This window comes from Segatella copri, from assembly GCF_015074785.1.
Lineage (GTDB): Bacteria > Bacteroidota > Bacteroidia > Bacteroidales > Bacteroidaceae > Prevotella.
In genome coordinates this window covers 2768145-2784446 of record NZ_CP042464.1, presented here as the reverse complement: position 1 = coordinate 2784446, position 16302 = coordinate 2768145, and the positions used below count along the sequence as shown (strand labels likewise).

The 16302-nt window shown below is 46.3% G+C and carries 15 protein-coding genes and 2 tRNA genes; 2 read left to right on the top strand and 15 right to left on the bottom strand.

The annotated features are described in order from the left end of the window. Nucleotides 1-24: 24 nt before the first annotated feature. The 10 genes from FO447_RS11550 to prmC all read right to left on the bottom strand — a co-directional run bounded on the left by FO447_RS11550 (nt 25) and on the right by prmC (nt 6781). Entirely contained in the window at nt 25-1032 is a 1008-nt protein-coding gene (locus FO447_RS11550) for a DUF4369 domain-containing protein (protein WP_200756446.1), read from the bottom strand. A 17-nt stretch (nt 1033-1049) separates the two neighbouring features. Next, nucleotides 1050-1135, bottom strand: a tRNA-Leu gene (locus FO447_RS11545). A 20-nt stretch (nt 1136-1155) separates the two neighbouring features. Next, nucleotides 1156-1228: transfer RNA gene (locus tag FO447_RS11540), tRNA-Gly, on the bottom strand. Nucleotides 1229-1331: 103 nt separating this feature from the next. After that, entirely contained in the window at nt 1332-1958 is a 627-nt protein-coding gene (locus FO447_RS11535) for a hypothetical protein (protein ID WP_200756445.1), read from the bottom strand. 18 nt (nt 1959-1976) lie between these two features. Continuing rightward, nucleotides 1977-3314 (bottom strand): argininosuccinate lyase, encoded by a 1338-nt coding sequence (gene argH / locus FO447_RS11530; protein WP_200756444.1) that lies wholly within the window; start codon nt 3312-3314, stop codon nt 1977-1979. A gap of 14 nt (nt 3315-3328) precedes the next feature. Beyond that, the gene (locus FO447_RS11525) at nt 3329-3790 is read right to left on the bottom strand and encodes an SRPBCC family protein (protein WP_117587246.1); all 462 of its coding nucleotides are present in this window, start codon (nt 3788-3790) and stop codon (nt 3329-3331) included. 19 nt (nt 3791-3809) lie between these two features. Further along, complete coding sequence (gene pyrE / locus FO447_RS11520) at nt 3810-4442, bottom strand: orotate phosphoribosyltransferase (protein WP_006848066.1); 633 nt, start codon at nt 4440-4442, stop codon at nt 3810-3812. Nucleotides 4443-4553: 111 nt separating this feature from the next. Continuing rightward, on the bottom strand, nt 4554-5195 hold the full coding sequence (locus tag FO447_RS11515; RefSeq protein WP_234698997.1) for a ComF family protein: 642 nt from the start codon (nt 5193-5195) through the stop codon (nt 4554-4556). A 139-nt stretch (nt 5196-5334) separates the two neighbouring features. After that, nucleotides 5335-5862 (bottom strand): regulatory protein RecX, encoded by a 528-nt coding sequence (locus FO447_RS11510; protein WP_181975270.1) that lies wholly within the window; start codon nt 5860-5862, stop codon nt 5335-5337. Between the two features lie 40 nt (nt 5863-5902). Then, nucleotides 5903-6781: a peptide chain release factor N(5)-glutamine methyltransferase gene (gene prmC / locus FO447_RS11505; protein WP_200756442.1), complete on the bottom strand. Its 879-nt coding sequence runs from the start codon at nt 6779-6781 to the stop codon at nt 5903-5905. Between the two features lie 88 nt (nt 6782-6869). On the opposite strand from prmC, the gene ribD reads away from it, so the two are divergent. Then, entirely contained in the window at nt 6870-7907 is a 1038-nt protein-coding gene (gene ribD, locus FO447_RS11500; RefSeq protein WP_200756440.1) for a bifunctional diaminohydroxyphosphoribosylaminopyrimidine deaminase/5-amino-6-(5-phosphoribosylamino)uracil reductase RibD, read from the top strand. A gap of 67 nt (nt 7908-7974) precedes the next feature. After that, nucleotides 7975-8133 carry a hypothetical protein gene (locus FO447_RS11495; protein ID WP_022121547.1) on the top strand — a complete coding sequence of 53 codons (159 nt, stop codon included), beginning with the start codon at nt 7975-7977 and terminating at the stop codon, nt 8131-8133. A 345-nt stretch (nt 8134-8478) separates the two neighbouring features. Here the strand turns inward: FO447_RS11495 and FO447_RS11490 are convergent, their stop codons facing one another. The 5 genes from FO447_RS11490 to FO447_RS11470 form a co-directional block, all read right to left on the bottom strand. Then, nucleotides 8479-10176 (bottom strand): ISL3 family transposase, encoded by a 1698-nt coding sequence (locus FO447_RS11490; protein ID WP_118082171.1) that lies wholly within the window; start codon nt 10174-10176, stop codon nt 8479-8481. A gap of 299 nt (nt 10177-10475) precedes the next feature. Then, nucleotides 10476-11267 carry a Fic family protein gene (locus FO447_RS11485; RefSeq protein ID WP_119227825.1) on the bottom strand — a complete coding sequence of 264 codons (792 nt, stop codon included), beginning with the start codon at nt 11265-11267 and terminating at the stop codon, nt 10476-10478. A gap of 78 nt (nt 11268-11345) precedes the next feature. After that, entirely contained in the window at nt 11346-12536 is a 1191-nt protein-coding gene (locus FO447_RS11480; RefSeq protein ID WP_200756437.1) for a sensor histidine kinase, read from the bottom strand. Beyond that, entirely contained in the window at nt 12526-13890 is a 1365-nt protein-coding gene (locus FO447_RS11475) for a sigma-54-dependent transcriptional regulator (RefSeq protein WP_200756435.1), read from the bottom strand. The genes FO447_RS11480 and FO447_RS11475 overlap by 11 nt, the downstream gene beginning before the upstream one ends. Nucleotides 13891-14066: 176 nt before the next feature. Next, nucleotides 14067-16271 (bottom strand): TonB-dependent receptor, encoded by a 2205-nt coding sequence (locus FO447_RS11470; protein WP_200756433.1) that lies wholly within the window; start codon nt 16269-16271, stop codon nt 14067-14069. Nucleotides 16272-16302: the final 31 nt, after the last annotated feature.

Sequence of the window (16302 nt, the reverse complement as noted above, 5' to 3'; positions counted from 1 at the left end):
GGTTCTTGACTAGCTCGAAAGTATTTATTTTAGCAGTTGGTCGAGCTTATTGTAAAGCTCTTGCTTTTTCATGCCTCGGGCGATGATTTTACCATTTTGAAGTATGATGTTGTCAGGAAGGTTTTCCAATCCCAACTTCTTCAAGGTCTTGTCTTCCAGCATGTCGCCGTTGCAGATGATAGGGCATGCGATAGAGTCGCGCTTGATGTTGTTCTTGCATTCGCTCTTGCTGGCATCCAGACAGAAAGCCATCAGCTTAAGCTTGCCGTTCGATTTCTTCTGCCGGCTCTTCAGTTCGCGCTGCATGTCCTGGCTGTCATAGTTATAGGTAGCCCAGGTGTAGAGTACAGCAACCGTAGCGCTGCTCATTTCTGTACTAGAAACGAGTTTTCCGTTGATATCGTATGCTGTAAATGAAGGCAGGGTTGCACCGGTGCCTACATTCTTCATGGTTTCTGCCAACTGCTTCATCTTAGCCAACTGTCCGTTTTTAGGCTGTTCTTTCTCTACGATATTGATGAGTGAGAGCGCCTTGCGGTAATCTGGTTGTGTAGAAGTGATGAAGTATTTTCTGATCAGATAGATGCTGACCACAGAATTCGGATGTTCCCTGACGAAGTCTTCAGCATGCTTCTTAGCCTCAGGTGGCGTATCTTTCAGGATGCTCTGGCGGAATTTTGTCATCAGTTCGTTATCCTTGGTTCCGCTTACCTCCATTTCCTTAAGGTGCGAGGCATCTGCCTTGATTTCTACTGATTTGCCCGATTTTGCGAAGATAGGCTGCTCAGAGAAATTTGGGAAAACAAGCATAATGGTAAAATCTTCCTTACATTCGGTTTCGAAAGTGAAACGGCCGCCTTCTACCTTGATGGTGTCAACGCCTTCAAAGCCCCCGTCAGGACTATATACATAAAACTCGCCTTGATTCATGTTGAGAAATTTGCCTTCAAACTTGAAATGCCCACTGCTAACACCACATGATGTTAAGACCAGCGTAATGAATAAAATGAGGATGTAAGCAAATTTTTTCATAAGGAAAAACTTTAAGGTGCCGCGAGCGGGACTCGAACCCGCACAGCCATTACTGGCCAAGGGATTTTAAGTCCCTCGTGTCTACCAATTCCACCATTGCGGCATGGTAAACGTTAAGAGTTGAGCGGAAAACGGGACTCGGACCCGCGACCCCAACCTTGGCAAGGTTGTGCTCTACCAACTGAGCTATTTCCGCGTTATGTGGGTGCAAAGGTAATGCTATTTCTTTAAATCTCCAAACGATTTACATTTTTTAAGACAAGAAAGCGCCATTTTTTTCGCTTGCCCTCCGTTTCTGCTTAGTTTCCCACGTATATATCGGTTCCTTTGCCGTTGTAGGTTACTTGATATTTCATCAGCGCCTTGTCGTTTTTGCTCTTTCCGCCGCTTGTGATGGTTCCGTTTTCCAGGCTGTAGATGCGTTTACATTTGTCGCAAATTACCGATTGGCGGTTGCCGGTCCATTCCAGCGGATAGTTGGTTCCACCATATTGTTCCAGACAGTTGGGGCATTGGCGGTCCCAGGCTACATGTCCGCTGAAGTTGGATAATCCCATGATGAAGCCATTCTTCCTGGCATCTTTAGGGTCGTTGCCCGCTCCCAGATAAGTATAGTTGGCATAATTCTCCTTCGCTGTAGAGAGGATGATGGTTTCTGGCTGGTTTTTGCCATCGTTTAATGTAGAATAGATATTCCAGGCTCCATTTACCTTTTTGGCACTAACCATTGTGTAGACGCCCGTTCCGTTGAGGGCTGTTTCCAGACTTGTGCCCGGATGGTATTGCGACTTGAAGTAGAACTGGCAGGGATATTTGGTGCTGATGCTGTTTTCTGCATCGCACGAACAAAGTAAGAGCATAGCTATTCCTGCCATGCTCTTCACCTTATTATATATATATATCTTATTATATATGCTATTCTTCATGCAGAAACCTTTCAGTCTTTATTTCAGAAGATTCTTCTCGGCATTCTCCATGCGCTCGAAGTGGAACTCAGAGAGGGTCTGCTCCATCAGCGCCTGAACCTTGTCATTGCAGAGATTGCCGATGCTGCCTTCGTGAGTATGATGAATATCCTTGTTTGGCTTGAATTCGCCAGCCTCGATTTCCAGTCCTACCTTCTTGTAAGCATCGCGGAATGGCATTCCGTTGGCTGCAAGCTGGTTAACTTCTTCTACTGAGAACATAGGGTCGTAGCGAGGATCGTCAAGAATATGCTCGTTCACCTCCATCTTGTTGATGATGTAGGCAGCCATCTGCAGACAGTCCTTCAACTCGTCGAAGGCAGGGAGAAACACTTCCTTGATAATCTGGAGATCGCGGAAATAGCCTACTGGCAGGTTGTTCATGATGAGCATTACCTGCTGTGGAAGGCTCTGGAGCTTGTTGCTCTTGGCGCGAATCAACTCGAATACGTCTGGATTCTTCTTGTGTGGCATGATGCTCGAACCGGTGGTGCACTCCTTAGGCAATTTCACGAAACCGAAGTTCTGACAGTTGAACATGCAGGCGTCGAAAGCCATCTTTGCCAAAGTTCCTGCCACGGTAGCCATGGCGAAAGCCACGTTGCGTTCCATCTTTCCTCTGCCCATTTGTGCATAAACCACATTATAGTCCATGCTGTCGAAACCGAGAAGTTCGGTGGTCATGGTGCGGTTCAATGGGAATGAACTTCCATAGCCGGCAGCGCTACCCAATGGGTTGCGGTTGGTCATGCGGTAAGCAGCCTGAAGGAAGAGCATGTCATCGGCAAGTCCTTCAGCATAAGCGCCAAACCAGAGACCGAATGATGAAGGCATAGCCACCTGCAGATGGGTGTAGCCCGGCATCAGCACGTTCTTATACTGGTTGCTCTTCTGAATCAGCTCGTCGAAGAGAATCTTCACGGCGTCCACAATCTCCTTCAACTCATGACGGGTGAAGAGTTTGAGGTCTACGAGAACCTGGTCGTTGCGTGATCTGCCCGAATGAATCTTCTTGCCCATGTCGCCCAGTTTCTGTGTGAGCATCAGTTCTACCTGGGAATGAACGTCTTCCACGCCGTCTTCTATTACGAATTCGCCCTTGTCGGCGATGGCGTAGATGTTTTTCAGTTCGGCAAGGAGCTGGGTGAGTTCATCTTTCTCCAGGAGTCCGATGCTTTCGAGCATGGTGATGTGTGCCATACTGCCCAGCACGTCATACTTGGCGAGATAGAGGTCGAGTTCGCGGTCTCTTCCTACGGTGAATCTTTCAATTTCCTTGTTTACTTCGAAGTTCTTTTCCCAAAGTTTATGTGCCATAATTTCTTTATTTATTAATCCTGGTAAGGAATCATCGCAAGCGCATCAGCAATTTTTTCGATGCCTTCCTGCAATGGCTTCTTCACCATACCCTTGATAAACATGTTAAGTTCTGCCTTGATGGTGAGTTTCATTTTGCATGAGAACTCGCCGGTAGGGAGCAGCTGAATCCAGAAGTTGAAAGGAACAGGGCTGTTTTCTGTTTCAAACTTGATGGTCTTAGGCTCCTCGCGGTCGATGATGCGCATCTTGATTTCACCCACCATAGGTGCTGTGATAGAGATGCTGTCGCTATCAAACTTGAGGTCCTTCAGCTTTTCCATTTCCTTTCTCTTGTCCTCAGGAATCTGGTCTTTCACCTGCTCGAAGCGGTCTTTAAGCATCTGCAGGTTGTTCAGGTCGCTCAATGTACGGTAAACAGATTCCTGCTTGTGAGGAATCTGTTTGATATTACTTTCGAATGTACTTGTACTCATTATTGATGGGTCAGCTTGATTACTTCTTCCAGTTAGCTGGGTCCTTGCGCCACTCGTGGAGCAGCTCTACGTCTTCCTGCTTGATATAGCCAGTCTCCAGAGCCTCTGCCACTACGTGCTCATAGTCGGTCAAAGTAACCAGCTTTACGTTAGCATCAGCAAAAGCCTTCTCGGCGATAGGGAAACCATAGGTGTAGCTAGCTACCATGCCCACAATCTCGTTGCCGTTCTTGCGGAGAGCTTCTACTGCCTTGAGAGAGCTGCCGCCGGTAGAAATCAGGTCTTCTACTACCACAACCTTAGCCTTAGGGTCGAGCTGACCTTCGATGAGGTTCTGCATACCGTGATCCTTTGGTTTAGAACGAACGTATACGAAAGGCATGTTCAGTTCGTCAGCAACCAAAGCACCCTGCGCGATGGCACCAGTAGCTACTCCGGCTACAGCATCAGCCTCTGGGAACTGCTCCAGGATAGCGTGAACGAGCTCAAGCTTTACATAATTGCGGAGTTCTGGGAATGAGAGAGTCTTGCGGTTATCGCAATAGAATGGTGACTTCCAGCCAGAAGCCCATGTGAATGGATCATTAGGCTGCAACTTGATAGCCTTTACTTTCAATAACTTAGATGCGAATTCTTTCTTCAGTTTGTCCATAATCTTTAAAGGATTAAATTATTATTAATTATTTTGCAAAGGTACAATGATTTTTGCACACGGCGGCTATATTTAGGGTTAAAATGTTTTAACTCTCGGCAAAAAGGGCCTTTAGTCGTGTGCGAAACCTACTGTCAGCACGCTTATCTTCATCTTTCCGGCTGCTTTTATCAGGGTTTCCGCACAGGAGATGATGGTGGCGCCGGTTGTACATACGTCGTCGATGATGAGGATATGTTTGCCCTCAAGTTGCGTGATGGGGTGCTCGCCCTGCCCGTCATGATAGGTTGCTGCGGCTTCAAAAACCTGGCTCACGTTTTCCTGTCTTTCCTGCCGGTTCTTGTGGGTTTGGCTTTCGCTAAACTTTTTCCTTCTTACGGCATCCTTGATGATGGTCAGATGGGTGAGTTGCTGGATGCCTTTGGCGATGAGAAGGCTCTGGTTATAGCCGCGTTCTTTTTCTCGTTTTCGGGTGAGCGGGATGGGGATGATGGCGTCTATTCCGTCGAAGAACTGAATGCTTAACCCCTTCTTTGCCAGCATTCTGCCCAGATAGATTCCCATTTCAGGATGATGCATGTATTTCAGCTGGTAGACGGCTCTAGCCGATGTGGCATGGCTGATGTGATGGAAGAGAGCGCAGCAGCGTTCGATGGGAATCAGATGCCAGAAGAGTTTTGCCATCTCGTTGTCGTAGGGCTGTTTCCAGGTATCGGTTCCCGGCATGCGGAACAGACATTTTATGCATATCATCTCCTCCCCGCCAGCGAGCACATTTCCGCAGATGGCGCAGGTTCGGGGGAAGAATAAATCTAATATGTCTTTTAACAGGCTGGTACGCATGGCTTTACTCTTAATTTTGAGGTTTGGATATTGAACTTGATGCTTTGTTTTAGAATTCCTCTTCGAAATCGATGTCTCCCAGATCTTCTTCCTTCATCCGGTCGATGCATTTGTGGATAACCTCCATGCTGTATCCTCTTCCCAGGGCAAAGCGGATGAGTTTCATCGAGCGTTCATAGTCGTTCTTTGCCTTGATGGTTTTATATTTGTTTTTCATCAGGGGCAGGAGGGTTTCCATATACAGGTCGTCTTCTATCTCTTCGAAGATAGGGTCGGAGATGTCCTTCGGAATATGTTTCATCCACAGCGCCTGTTCCACCTTCCGGCGTCCCCACTTGTTGTATTTTATCTTGTCGTTGATAAAGAAGCGTGCGAAACGTTCGTCGTCGATGAATTTCTTCTCGGTCAGGAATTCCATGTTTCTGGCGATGGCATCTTCGGGCAGTTCCCACTTCTTCATCTTGTCGATCATCTCTTGCGAGCAATGTTCGGCTTGGGTGCAGAGGGTGGTGAGCTTCAGGAGCGCCTGCTGCTCGGTCATCGGCTTTTTATACTTTGAACTTTGAGATTTGAACATGATGATTTTACTTTGAACTTTGAGATTTGAACATTGAACTTTATGATTTGCCGGCTCGCATCATTCTCTGCTTTCCGAAGGCATCTTCCTTTGTATCAATAGCTTTAAAACCCAATCCTTCCAGCATTTCCCTTGTTTCTTTTTCGTAGATAGGATTGATTTCGAAGTATAATGCACCTCCGGATTTGAGGGCAGAAGAGGCATATTCGGCGATGGCTCTGTAGAATTTCAGAGGCTCTTCATCGGGCACGAAGAGGGCGATTCCGGGTTCGTGTTCCAACACATTCTTCTCCATATCCGCTTTCTCCTTTTCGCAGATATACGGGGGATTGCTCACGATGATGTTCCATCTTCCGGCATCCGATGTTTCCGCCAACTTCAGGGCATCCTGATATTCTATTTTTACGTTACCGGCATCCAGAAGCGCAACATTTCCCTGTGCTATCTTCAAGGCATCTTCCGAAATATCCCAACCCGTAACCTCCGAGCCGCCGATGTCCAGTCCCAGCGTAATGGCGATGCAGCCCGAACCCGTACAGATGTCCAGGATGCGGATGGTGTTTTCTTCCTTCTCTCCTTCCGTAATCCCTTTGTTTTCAGTCGCATCTTTTTCTATCCACTCGCAGAGTTCCGCCGTTTCGGGTCTCGGAATCAGCACGCCCGGCTCTACATGGAAGGTTCTTCCTGCAAAGTCAGCTTCGCCCAGAACATACTGTACAGGTTCGCCTTTTTGCAATCTTCTGATAATTTCTTCCAGTTTTCTTTCTTCATCTGCAGATAATTCATTAACTTTGCCGCAGATTATGTCGGTCAGCGTCATTCCGTACTTCACATCGAGCACGGTGCGGACGATAGCCTGTGCTTCGCCCGCCTCATATAGAGTGGTAATGGATTGCCAAAGTTGTTGATACGTTTTCATCTCTAAATCGTATATTATGATTTGATTTGAGAGCAAAGGTACGACATTTTATCGAAAAGTAAGTAAAAAACGAAGAAAAGTTTTAGATATGGAACAAAATAATGTTTCTTTTCAGAATGTGAAGACGGGCGAACCGTTGTCGCAAAAGGAAATAGACGAAATGTTTATGCGCCGCTGTCTGCAGCTGGCGAAAAACGGAAGAGAGAATGCCAAACCCAATCCGATGGTGGGAGCCGTTATCGTGAGTGGGGATGGCAGAATCATCGGCGAAGGCTATCATGTAAGATGCGGCGAAGGGCATGCTGAAGTCAACGCCTTTGCATCTGTTAAGCCCGAGGATGAGCATCTGTTAAGCCAAGCTACCATCTATGTGAGTCTCGAACCCTGCTCTCATTACGGCAAGACGCCGCCTTGCGCCGATTTGATAGTAAGAAAAGGAGTAAAGCGATGCGTTTGCGGCTGCGTAGATCCCTTTGCCAAGGTTCAGGGCCGCGGTATCCGCAAGATTCGTGAGGTAGGCATCGAAGTAACAGTAGGCGTTCTGGAGGCGGAATGTCTCGAACTCAACAAGCGCTTCATCACCTTTAACACCCATCAGCGTCCTTACATCATCCTAAAATGGGCGCAGACCGCGAATGGCTTTCTTGACAACGGGGGTAGGGGTATGGCTATTTCCTCGCCTTTCACCAAGATGCTCTCCCACAAGTTGCGTGCTGAGAACGATGCCATCCTCATAGGCCGCGTAACCGATGAGCGCGACCACAGTCAGCTCAACGTTAGAGATTGGAGCGGCAAGGACCCGATGCGCCTGGTCATCGACCGCCATCATCCTTGTTTCGAAGGTCTGGATTTCTCACGGGGCAAGACGGAAGTGTTGCAGCAAATCATGCAGTACTTATATAATAATAAGGTGCAGTCGCTGATAGTAGAGGGCGGCGCCATCACCCATCAGGCATTCCTCGATGCTGGACTTTGGGATGAAATCAGGGTAGAAACGTTGTTATCCACATTGGTGGAAAACTCCGTAACTTCAGGAACGCCAGCGCCTATGCTTCCTCATAACGTCCGGTTAATCAGCCACGAGGCGTATGATGGAAACGTTATCAACACCTATGAGCGCCAGTAGCTTTATAGGAGCAATAAAGCTAATCATAAAGTTCAAAGTTCAACATTCAAAGTTCAAAGTAAAGAAAATGAGTAACAGATTTACATCGCGTCTGAGCGATGATGACGATTTCAAGCGAGACGAACTGATACGTAAGATAGAGCATTCGGTAGAGCAGATGACGCTCTCAGAACTGGAAGCCCTGTCCTACGATATGTTTACCAAGGGCTATATGGAGGATTATTAGAAAATCCCCCATTATAGTCCTTGTGTTTAGGATGCCTTTTCCATCCCTTCTTATGTATCGCTATTTTGCTCGAAACGGGTCTTTTGATGTATTTTGCGCAGAATAGCCACTCTTTATTTTGCTCGAAACGATGTTTTTACCCCATTTCGAGCAAAATAGCGTGCGTTTATTTTGCTCGAAACGATATTTTTTGTATATTTGCAGCAAAATAAACGAAAGGATTATGGCACAGAAAATTATCGGAAGAAAGCAGGAGAGTAAGGAACTCCTGGATCTTTACCCTTAATTCCGCAACACTATAATTTAACTTTATTTGGCTCTTCGCAAATTTTGGTGCACATAGTGCTAAAGCTTAAGCGCAACCTTTTTCTCCAACAAGGTGATGGAGGCTCGTCCTGCCATAATTCGTTTTACTGTTTTTATCTTGCATACCGTTCCTTCAAGAATTCCATTGTTCCATTTGCTGGTAATGGAATTCTTGATGGCCTGGTAGTCGTCAAGCAAACCCATGGCAAACTTTTCTATTCCATCCACCCCACATCCAATGGCCATATTTATCCATTTGTATAGTCCCATTTTGTTCTCTCCACTCAATATCCCTTGAAATGTGGAGACAAAGTATTTCAAATCATACATGTTTTTTTGTTGCATGAAAATCTTGACAGATTCCGTCTTTGGTCTTGAATTAAAGTGTACAATTGCGTTCCAAAGATCATGCTCTTCCATTCGTATGCTTTCTTTTGATAGAAATTTCCTCATTCTTTCTTTGTACTCCCCATATTCATTTTTCCATTTCTCCCTCAGAATGGACAGCAACATTTTCATTGCATACTTTTTCCCCGAACCATGAACGCCCTTGACCACACCTGAGTATTCCAAAGTCTTTTTCTCTAAGATTCTATCTGATATGTACTTCACATTTTTATATACCCATAGTTGGCTAGGGTTGAGAAAACTCTCATAAGTTGCATCTAGCAGTTTCTTAATCTCGCAACTGCTATAGCCTGTTTTGTCATGGATATCCTTTATAGAGAGCTCTTGATTTACATGCATTTGAAGACACAACTTCCGCTTAGCCAATGTTTTAGCTTTTTCCACGTCTTTACTCATTGAGTCCAAAGATGCATAAATACCTTGTAGCACCCAGGATTGATCTAAGACTGGAGGTTTGGGACCAATTTCACTTTTGTCCAACAAACGTTTTCTTTCATGCAAGAAGCGGCTTTGGACTTGTGGGAAAAGTGCTTTCGTCAAATTTTCCATAATATGGAATTTGTCTGCGACAACAGTTGCTGCAGGAAGAGCCTTCTTTATAGCCTTGATGTAACACTTGCCCCTATCGCGAGTGATGGTGGACACATGATGATAGAGGCTCAGGACTTCAGCGACCTTTTCGGAGTCTCTAGAATCAATCAATTCCAACACTTGACCAGTGTCATGATTGACGATGGCACTACCGTACGAATAGCCTTTCCTTTTAGCAAAATCGTCTATACCAATGTTGGTTGCCGTCCTATCTGAAGCTAGTTTTATATTCTTGAGATGATTGATACATGTGTTGGGGCAGCAATGTATTCCCATATCCGACAATATTCTGGAAGCTGAGACTGATGACATCTGTAAGTGCACTTGGTTCATTAGTCTTGTACAGTCAATGGAAAATCTAGCATACTTGTTGAGCCAATCGGGCTGTTGCTCTGTAAAGAAATGACCATCGGCCTTACAGTGAAATTTACGCATATACAAAATCAGTGTAAAACGTTTTCCACCGAGCGGAGGCATGGTTACTTTCCTTTTTTGCCAGCCACGGGTATGATGTGTCTCGATATGGCAACGATCACAGCAAGCGCAAGTAGACTTGCTTTTTAGCGTCAGTGCCACTTCATCCTCTGTGATGGTATAGTTGATTATAACGAAATTAGCAAAGTGGGGGATGAGGAAAGCAACGAGGTTTTCTCCCACTTCAAAAGCATTTAATTTTAAATCCGTTTGGTTGTTTCCTAAATTTTCTGTACCTTTGCAAATGTTAGCGATTGTCTCCATTGTAAGTCTTATTTTTTGAACACTAATAAACTTACATTTTTTGTCGGACAATCGCTAACATTTTATGTAAAACTTTCTTAAAGAATTCTGCAGTTGGGCATTATGTGCACCAAAATTTGCGAAGAGCCTTTTTCTTTTGAATAAATTTGTTTGCTCCATATTTTGCTTATAATTAATGATTTACGTGTGCAAAGATAAGACTTTTGCCGAATTCCGCAAAATGTTTTAACCTTATTTTGCCGAAATCCGCAAAATGTTTTAGCGTGAATATGCCGAAATCCGCAAAATGTTTGAGCATATTAGAAGAGGAATGTCATAAATCGCTTGGTGTTGGCCTCTTTCTGCTTCAGCTCTTCTTCCATTCTCTGTATTGCCATCTTGAAGAAGAAGCGGATGAGGTGCTCGTCGGTTGCTTCCGTACGAATCATACGAAGGGCAGAAATGTATTCCTGTCGGGCTTCGGATGGGATGATGAGGAGAGGATGATTCAATCTTAAGAGAATGTAGTTGCTGATGAGTCGTCCTGTTCTTCCATTCCCATCACGGAAGGGATGAAGATATTCGTAGAAGCCATGGAAGCGGGCGGCAAGAATCATGGGATGAACGGCTGCCGAAACGATGGCTTTTTCGGTAGATTCCAACAGCTTGGGAACTCTGGCGATGAGTTCTTCGTGGTCGCCAAATACCGTATCGCCTGCTGCCATGTCTGTGGTGGTGTATTCGCCCGGAATGGCTTCTGGAGAACGGTAGGAAAGCGTGTGGCTGGTAACCCGCCTGTTGATTTCTTTCAGAAGATTCTCGTCGAGTGGATGTTGCGTGTTTTGCATCATGTACTCAAAGGCTTCGAAGTGGTCAAGCATTTCGAAAGCCTCGAAAAGAGTCTTTCCGGCAGGAATCATCCCTAATCCTTTCTCCTTCAGTTCCCGGGTATCATCTACGGAGAAAGAATTGCCTTCAATGGCGCACGAATGGGTAGAGAAGAGTACTTCGTTATATTTGATGTACTCTTCTCTATCCATTTTATTGATGATAAGGGTTTGATATTTTCCTCTCAAATCCTCATATTCCTTGATTTCCTTTTCGAATGCCATAATCTTCTGTATTTGTGGGGACAAAGATACGATTTTTATGGATAAGCACCAAACTTTTCTAGTAAAAATGTGTTTATGTTATGGGATGATGATGCGGAAGGTGGTGATTCCCTGTGCCTTGTCCTGATGGAGCGAGAGGCTGCCGCCGCTTACTCGCATGATCTGGCGGGAAAGGGAGAGACCGATTCCGCTTCCTTCCGGCTTCGTGGTGAAGAACGGGATGAAGATGTGGGAGGCTACATCTTCGGGGATGAGACTGGCGTTGTTGCTCACGTCGATGATGATGGATTCCTGGGCATTGGCGTAGGCTTGGAGACGGATAAATGCCTTCTTGCTTGCCGTGGATTTCAAATCCGCGGAGCGGCATTCCTGCTTGTCTTCTCTTTCCTTTTCCCTGAAAGCTTCTACGGCATTCTTCAGAAGATTTGTTACTACGTGAGAGAGGAGACTCTCATCGGCGTAAACCAGCAAATCCTTGGGAGAAACCGAAATCTCTACTTCGTGGTTGCAGAGCATCGCCATTCTTTCCAGGAATGGTTCTACATAGAAAAGAGCAGGCTGAGGCTGGGGAACATGGGTGAAACGGCGATAGTTGTTGACGAAAGCCAACAGTTCGGTTCCTGTTTTGTGGATGGTTTCCAAGCCTTGCTTCAAGTCTTTATCTTCTGTAACCCGGGTAAGCAGAGTCTCGCTCAACGAAGTAACCGGTGTGATGGTATTCATGATTTCATGGGTCAGCACACGAATCAGTTTGATCCAAGAATCCACTTCCTGATTGCTCAGCTCGTGGCTCACGTCGCTCAGGGCGATGATGCGCACGTGTTTGTCTTTCAGCATGGCTTGGGTCTCATGCTTTGCCAGGTGCTCGTCCTTCAGCTTTTCTTTTACCTGATTCATGTGGGTAAGCACATCCGTATTGAGCAACCGGAGGGCTGCCTGATTGTGCTGCAGGATGTTGTCGTGGCTATCTACCACCAGGATGCCCGTATCCACCGCATTCAGAATCTGCTCGTAATATTTCTCCCGATCCATCTGCTCCTCTCTCGTGTGCTGCAGGAAGAGCTTGATTCGGTTGAGGGATTTGTGCAGGATTTTATCCTCCTTAAACCCCTTCTCCGTAGGAAAGTTGAAGGAGAAATCCCCATTATCTATCGCATCAAAAAGGAAGGTTACCTTCTTGATGTTACGGCGATAGTGGCGGTAGAGGCGAATGTAACCCACTACAGCCACGAGCAAAAGCACGATAATTATAATTAGTTTATAATCCATATCGCTTAATCTTATTGTAAAGCGTTTGGCGGGAAATACCTAACCTTGCAGCTACCACCGACAGATTTCCTTCACATTCCCTGATGGTTTTCTCTATCATTCGGCTTTCCATCTCGTCGAGCGTCTGAACCTCTTCCAGAGGCTTCTCTTTTCTCTGCTGGTTTCCGCCATCAATATCTTCGGCAGAAATCATTCCGCCATCAGATAGAATTACGGCTTTCTCGATGGCGTGCTGGAGTTCACGGATGTTTCCGTACCATGGTAAACTGGTAAGTTTTTTCTCAGCCTCTTCCGAAAAACGGAGATTCAACTTATTATATAAATCGCCATATTGATGGAGGAATCTTTCTGCCAATGGACCGATGTCTGATTTTCTCTGTCTCAGGGCAGGCAATTCCAGATGGATGGTGTTGATGCGATAGAGCAGATCCTCTCTGAATTCGCCATCGTTTACCATCTGCTGCAGATTGCGGTTGGTGGCGCAAACCAGTCGTACGTTGATGGGAATCTGCTTACTTCCGCCCACTCTTACGATGCTTCTGCGTTGCAGGGCGGTAAGGAGTTTTGCCTGAAGACCGTAGGATAGGTTTCCTATCTCATCCAGGAAGATGGTGCTGCCGTCGGCAAGCTCAAATTTGCCCGGTTTATCCACCTTGGCATCGGTAAAGGCACCCTTTACATGACCGAAGAGTTCGCTCTCGAAAAGGGTTTCCGTAATGGCTCCCATATCCACAGGCAGCATTTTCTTTCCACATCTTGTGGATAAACGATGTATCTCGTTGGCTAACACCTCTTTACCTGTTCCGTTTTCGCCCGTAATGAGGATGTTTGCATCGGTTGCAGCAACCTTTTCCACAATACTTCTCAAATTGTTCATAACTTCGCTATCTCCCCAATACATAGCGCTTTGCGCCTCTTTTCCACCAGGTTTTCCACCATTCCTGTTAATAACGTTATCTACAGCCCTGTTCTTATCCCTAGCCTCTACCAGCGTACGGATCATCTTCTCGTTTTCAAAAGGCTTCACGATGAAGTCGGCGGCACCTTCCTTGATGCCTGTTACGGCAAGTTGGATGTCGGCGTAGGCGGTAAAGAGCACCACTTCGGTTTTCGGGCTGAGGCTCTTGATTTCCCTGAGCCAGTACAGTCCCTCGTTTCCCGAATTGATTCCGCTGGAGAAGTTCATGTCGAGGAGCACCACGTCGGGATGCTCCTCTCTCAGTTTGGCTGGGATGGAGTTAGGGTTGGCGATGGTGATGATGCCATCGAATATGGGTTCCAGCAGCATCCTTACCGTAGTAAGAATGTTGCGGTTGTCATCAACAATCAATATCGTTCCTTGTTTCTTAATCATGGTGCAAAGTTACGAAATATCATAGAAAAGTAGTAATGTTTGTCTAATAATTAGACGAAAAAATGCCGATAATGACGCCAAAAGTTGCTTTTCCGGCAGCTTTTGGCATCTTTATCGGCACTTGTTTATTCAAAATTCTGATTCCTGATGAGGAATTGCTTATCCTAAAAGAGGAGTTACAGCTCTATCGGAACCACTATCTTTATGCTGAAGTTGCGGCCCATATTGTAAACGCCTCTTCTGCCTGTAACCTGGTTTACGTCAAGATACTTCAGACGGCTCAGGTGGTTCTGGTAAGCACGGTTGGTAAGGTTCTCGCCCGAAAGATAGAGCGAGAGAAGGCGCTTGCCATGGAGCTTCACGTCGGTACCGGCATACATATTTAATAAAGTGTACGATGGCGTAGCGGTCTCCGTATCGTTGGCTGCGAAATAATGGTTCTGGCGGAGATTGCAATCCATCTGTAGTTTTACGAAGAGATGGTCGAAAGTCTTGCCGTCGCAGACAAACTCATACCTTACATCCGAAACCCAGCGAGGGGCTGGGGTGAATGGCAGATACTTTGATTCGGATGGCTGATGCAGCTGAACCGAGTTGACATACGAGAAGGTGTTGCCGATATGCAGATGCTCCACAGGGTGGATGTCGATGCTCGCCTCACCACCCAGAATGCGGGCGTTGCCCGAAGTAAACTGATAGGCTGGCGTGTCGTCGATGAGGACAGGCTGATTGTTCTCATCTGCCAACTTCTCGCTATAGATGTAATGGTTGATGCGATTGGCAAACAGCGAGAGCTCTGCCGAAATGATAGGCGAAGAATAATCCAGACCAAGGTCGAATTGCCAGCTGTTCTCTGGCTTCAGATTGGTATTTCCCAATTCGTATCGCTGGGTTCCCTCGTGCACACCATTCGATGATAATTCGCTGATGTTTGGAGCACGGAATCCTCTTGCCAGGTTCAGCTTCAGATTGAAATCAGGCAGGATTTCATAAGCCAATCCGATGCTTCCGGTTACTCCTTCAAAGCTGCGCTTAAAGGCCTGGAAGCGGAATGAATCATTCGATTCAGCATCATCCTCTTCTCTCAAAGCCTCGCTGTGCAGGTGGCGATGATCGTATCTGATGCCGCCGCTCAGGTTCAGTTTGCCAATCTCCTTGCTCACCGTGGCAAATACACCATAATCGAAGAGATGATAGGCTGGAATCAGAAATTCAGAACCTTTATTAACCGACTGCTGCCACATGCCGTTGATGCCCGTAGAGAACTTCCATCCATTCATTTCCGGCGAGAGATAATGCAGGTCGTAATTCAAGGTATGGAGCATGAAGTCGAGTCCGCATTCCTTCGGATTCTCTTCCTCCTCAAACTCCTGACGGCGGTTCTGCTGATAACCCAGGAGGAACTTCAGATTGCCGTCGCCCAGGAACCAGGAATTATCAAGTACAGCCTTGTAATGATGAATCTGCTGATAAGGCATCGGCTTGCCGTAACTTTTGGCATCGTAGCCATCGGGAACTTCCAGCTCGCCCGTTTTCTCATCTCTTTCTCCCTCTACGATGCCCGGAGTGAGATGATAATAATCGAGTGTGAGATGCGAATGCCCCTGGCGGTAGTTCCAGCCTAGAAGCTGCGAGAATGCCTGCTCTCTGAGTGATGAACCGAATACATAACCATCGTATTTGTTCTTGTAGGCATGCGCCATCTTTCCGCTGTAGCGGGTGTTCCATACAAAGCCGCCCTGGTTGCCGGCAAAGTTGAGCGAATAATCAAAAAGACCGTTGTTGGTTTGGTAACCCGTTGAGAAATTTGCTCTCATGTCGCCCTTGGCAAGGGTAGGAGCGGAGTGGAAGATGAGGACGCCTGCCATCGCATCCGATCCATACATGAGACTTGCCGGACCTTTCAGAATCTCTACGGAATGAACCGAAGCCGGGTCGATTTCTATTCCATGTTCATCGCCCCATTGCTGTCCTTCCTGTCTGACTCCATCATTCACTACGACCACATGGTTAAATCCCAATCCACGTATCACGGGTTTGGAGATTCCGCTTCCTGTGGTAATCTGCGAAACGCCTGGCTGATGAGCGATGGCGTCGATGATGTTGGTTGAAGGCTGCATTTCGAGTTGGCGGGCAGAAACGAAAGAGATGGGTGCTGGCGACTGCTTGAGCTTCTGGCTGCCCGTCAATCCTGTTACCACCACTTCGTTCAGTTTCACGCTTGATTCCGTCAGCGGCTGGTGTCTGGTAGAATCGTTTGTTTCCTCTTCATGAATGTTTGCTTCCTTCTTATCATGATTTGCTCTGTTTATAGCCATAGCAGGGGCTGTTGCCGATGAGCACAGACTCATCAGCAATATTGCTTTCAATATTGTTCTCATTATGTTATTTGTTACCTTATTCTGTTAATAT

Bases quoted from the DNA above. Each gene is read 5' to 3' on its own strand.
- FO447_RS11550 (WP_200756446.1), bottom strand. From the start codon at position 1,032: ATGAAAAAATTTGCTTACATCCTCATTTTATTCATTACGCTGGTCTTA.
- FO447_RS11535 (WP_200756445.1), bottom strand. From the start codon at position 1,958: ATGAAGAATAGCATATATAATAAGATATATATATATAATAAGGTGAAG.
- argH (WP_200756444.1), bottom strand. From the start codon at position 3,314: ATGGCACATAAACTTTGGGAAAAGAACTTCGAAGTAAACAAGGAAATT.
- FO447_RS11525 (WP_117587246.1), bottom strand. From the start codon at position 3,790: ATGAGTACAAGTACATTCGAAAGTAATATCAAACAGATTCCTCACAAG.
- pyrE (WP_006848066.1), bottom strand. From the start codon at position 4,442: ATGGACAAACTGAAGAAAGAATTCGCATCTAAGTTATTGAAAGTAAAG.
- FO447_RS11515 (WP_234698997.1), bottom strand. From the start codon at position 5,195: ATGATATGCATAAAATGTCTGTTCCGCATGCCGGGAACCGATACCTGG.
- FO447_RS11510 (WP_181975270.1), bottom strand. From the start codon at position 5,862: ATGTTCAAATCTCAAAGTTCAAAGTATAAAAAGCCGATGACCGAGCAG.
- prmC (WP_200756442.1), bottom strand. From the start codon at position 6,781: ATGAAAACGTATCAACAACTTTGGCAATCCATTACCACTCTATATGAG.
- ribD (WP_200756440.1), top strand. From the start codon at position 6,870: ATGGAACAAAATAATGTTTCTTTTCAGAATGTGAAGACGGGCGAACCG.
- FO447_RS11495 (WP_022121547.1), top strand. From the start codon at position 7,975: ATGAGTAACAGATTTACATCGCGTCTGAGCGATGATGACGATTTCAAG.
- FO447_RS11490 (WP_118082171.1), bottom strand. From the start codon at position 10,176: ATGGAGACAATCGCTAACATTTGCAAAGGTACAGAAAATTTAGGAAAC.
- FO447_RS11485 (WP_119227825.1), bottom strand. From the start codon at position 11,267: ATGGCATTCGAAAAGGAAATCAAGGAATATGAGGATTTGAGAGGAAAA.
- FO447_RS11480 (WP_200756437.1), bottom strand. From the start codon at position 12,536: ATGGATTATAAACTAATTATAATTATCGTGCTTTTGCTCGTGGCTGTA.
- FO447_RS11475 (WP_200756435.1), bottom strand. From the start codon at position 13,890: ATGATTAAGAAACAAGGAACGATATTGATTGTTGATGACAACCGCAAC.
- FO447_RS11470 (WP_200756433.1), bottom strand. From the start codon at position 16,271: ATGAGAACAATATTGAAAGCAATATTGCTGATGAGTCTGTGCTCATCG.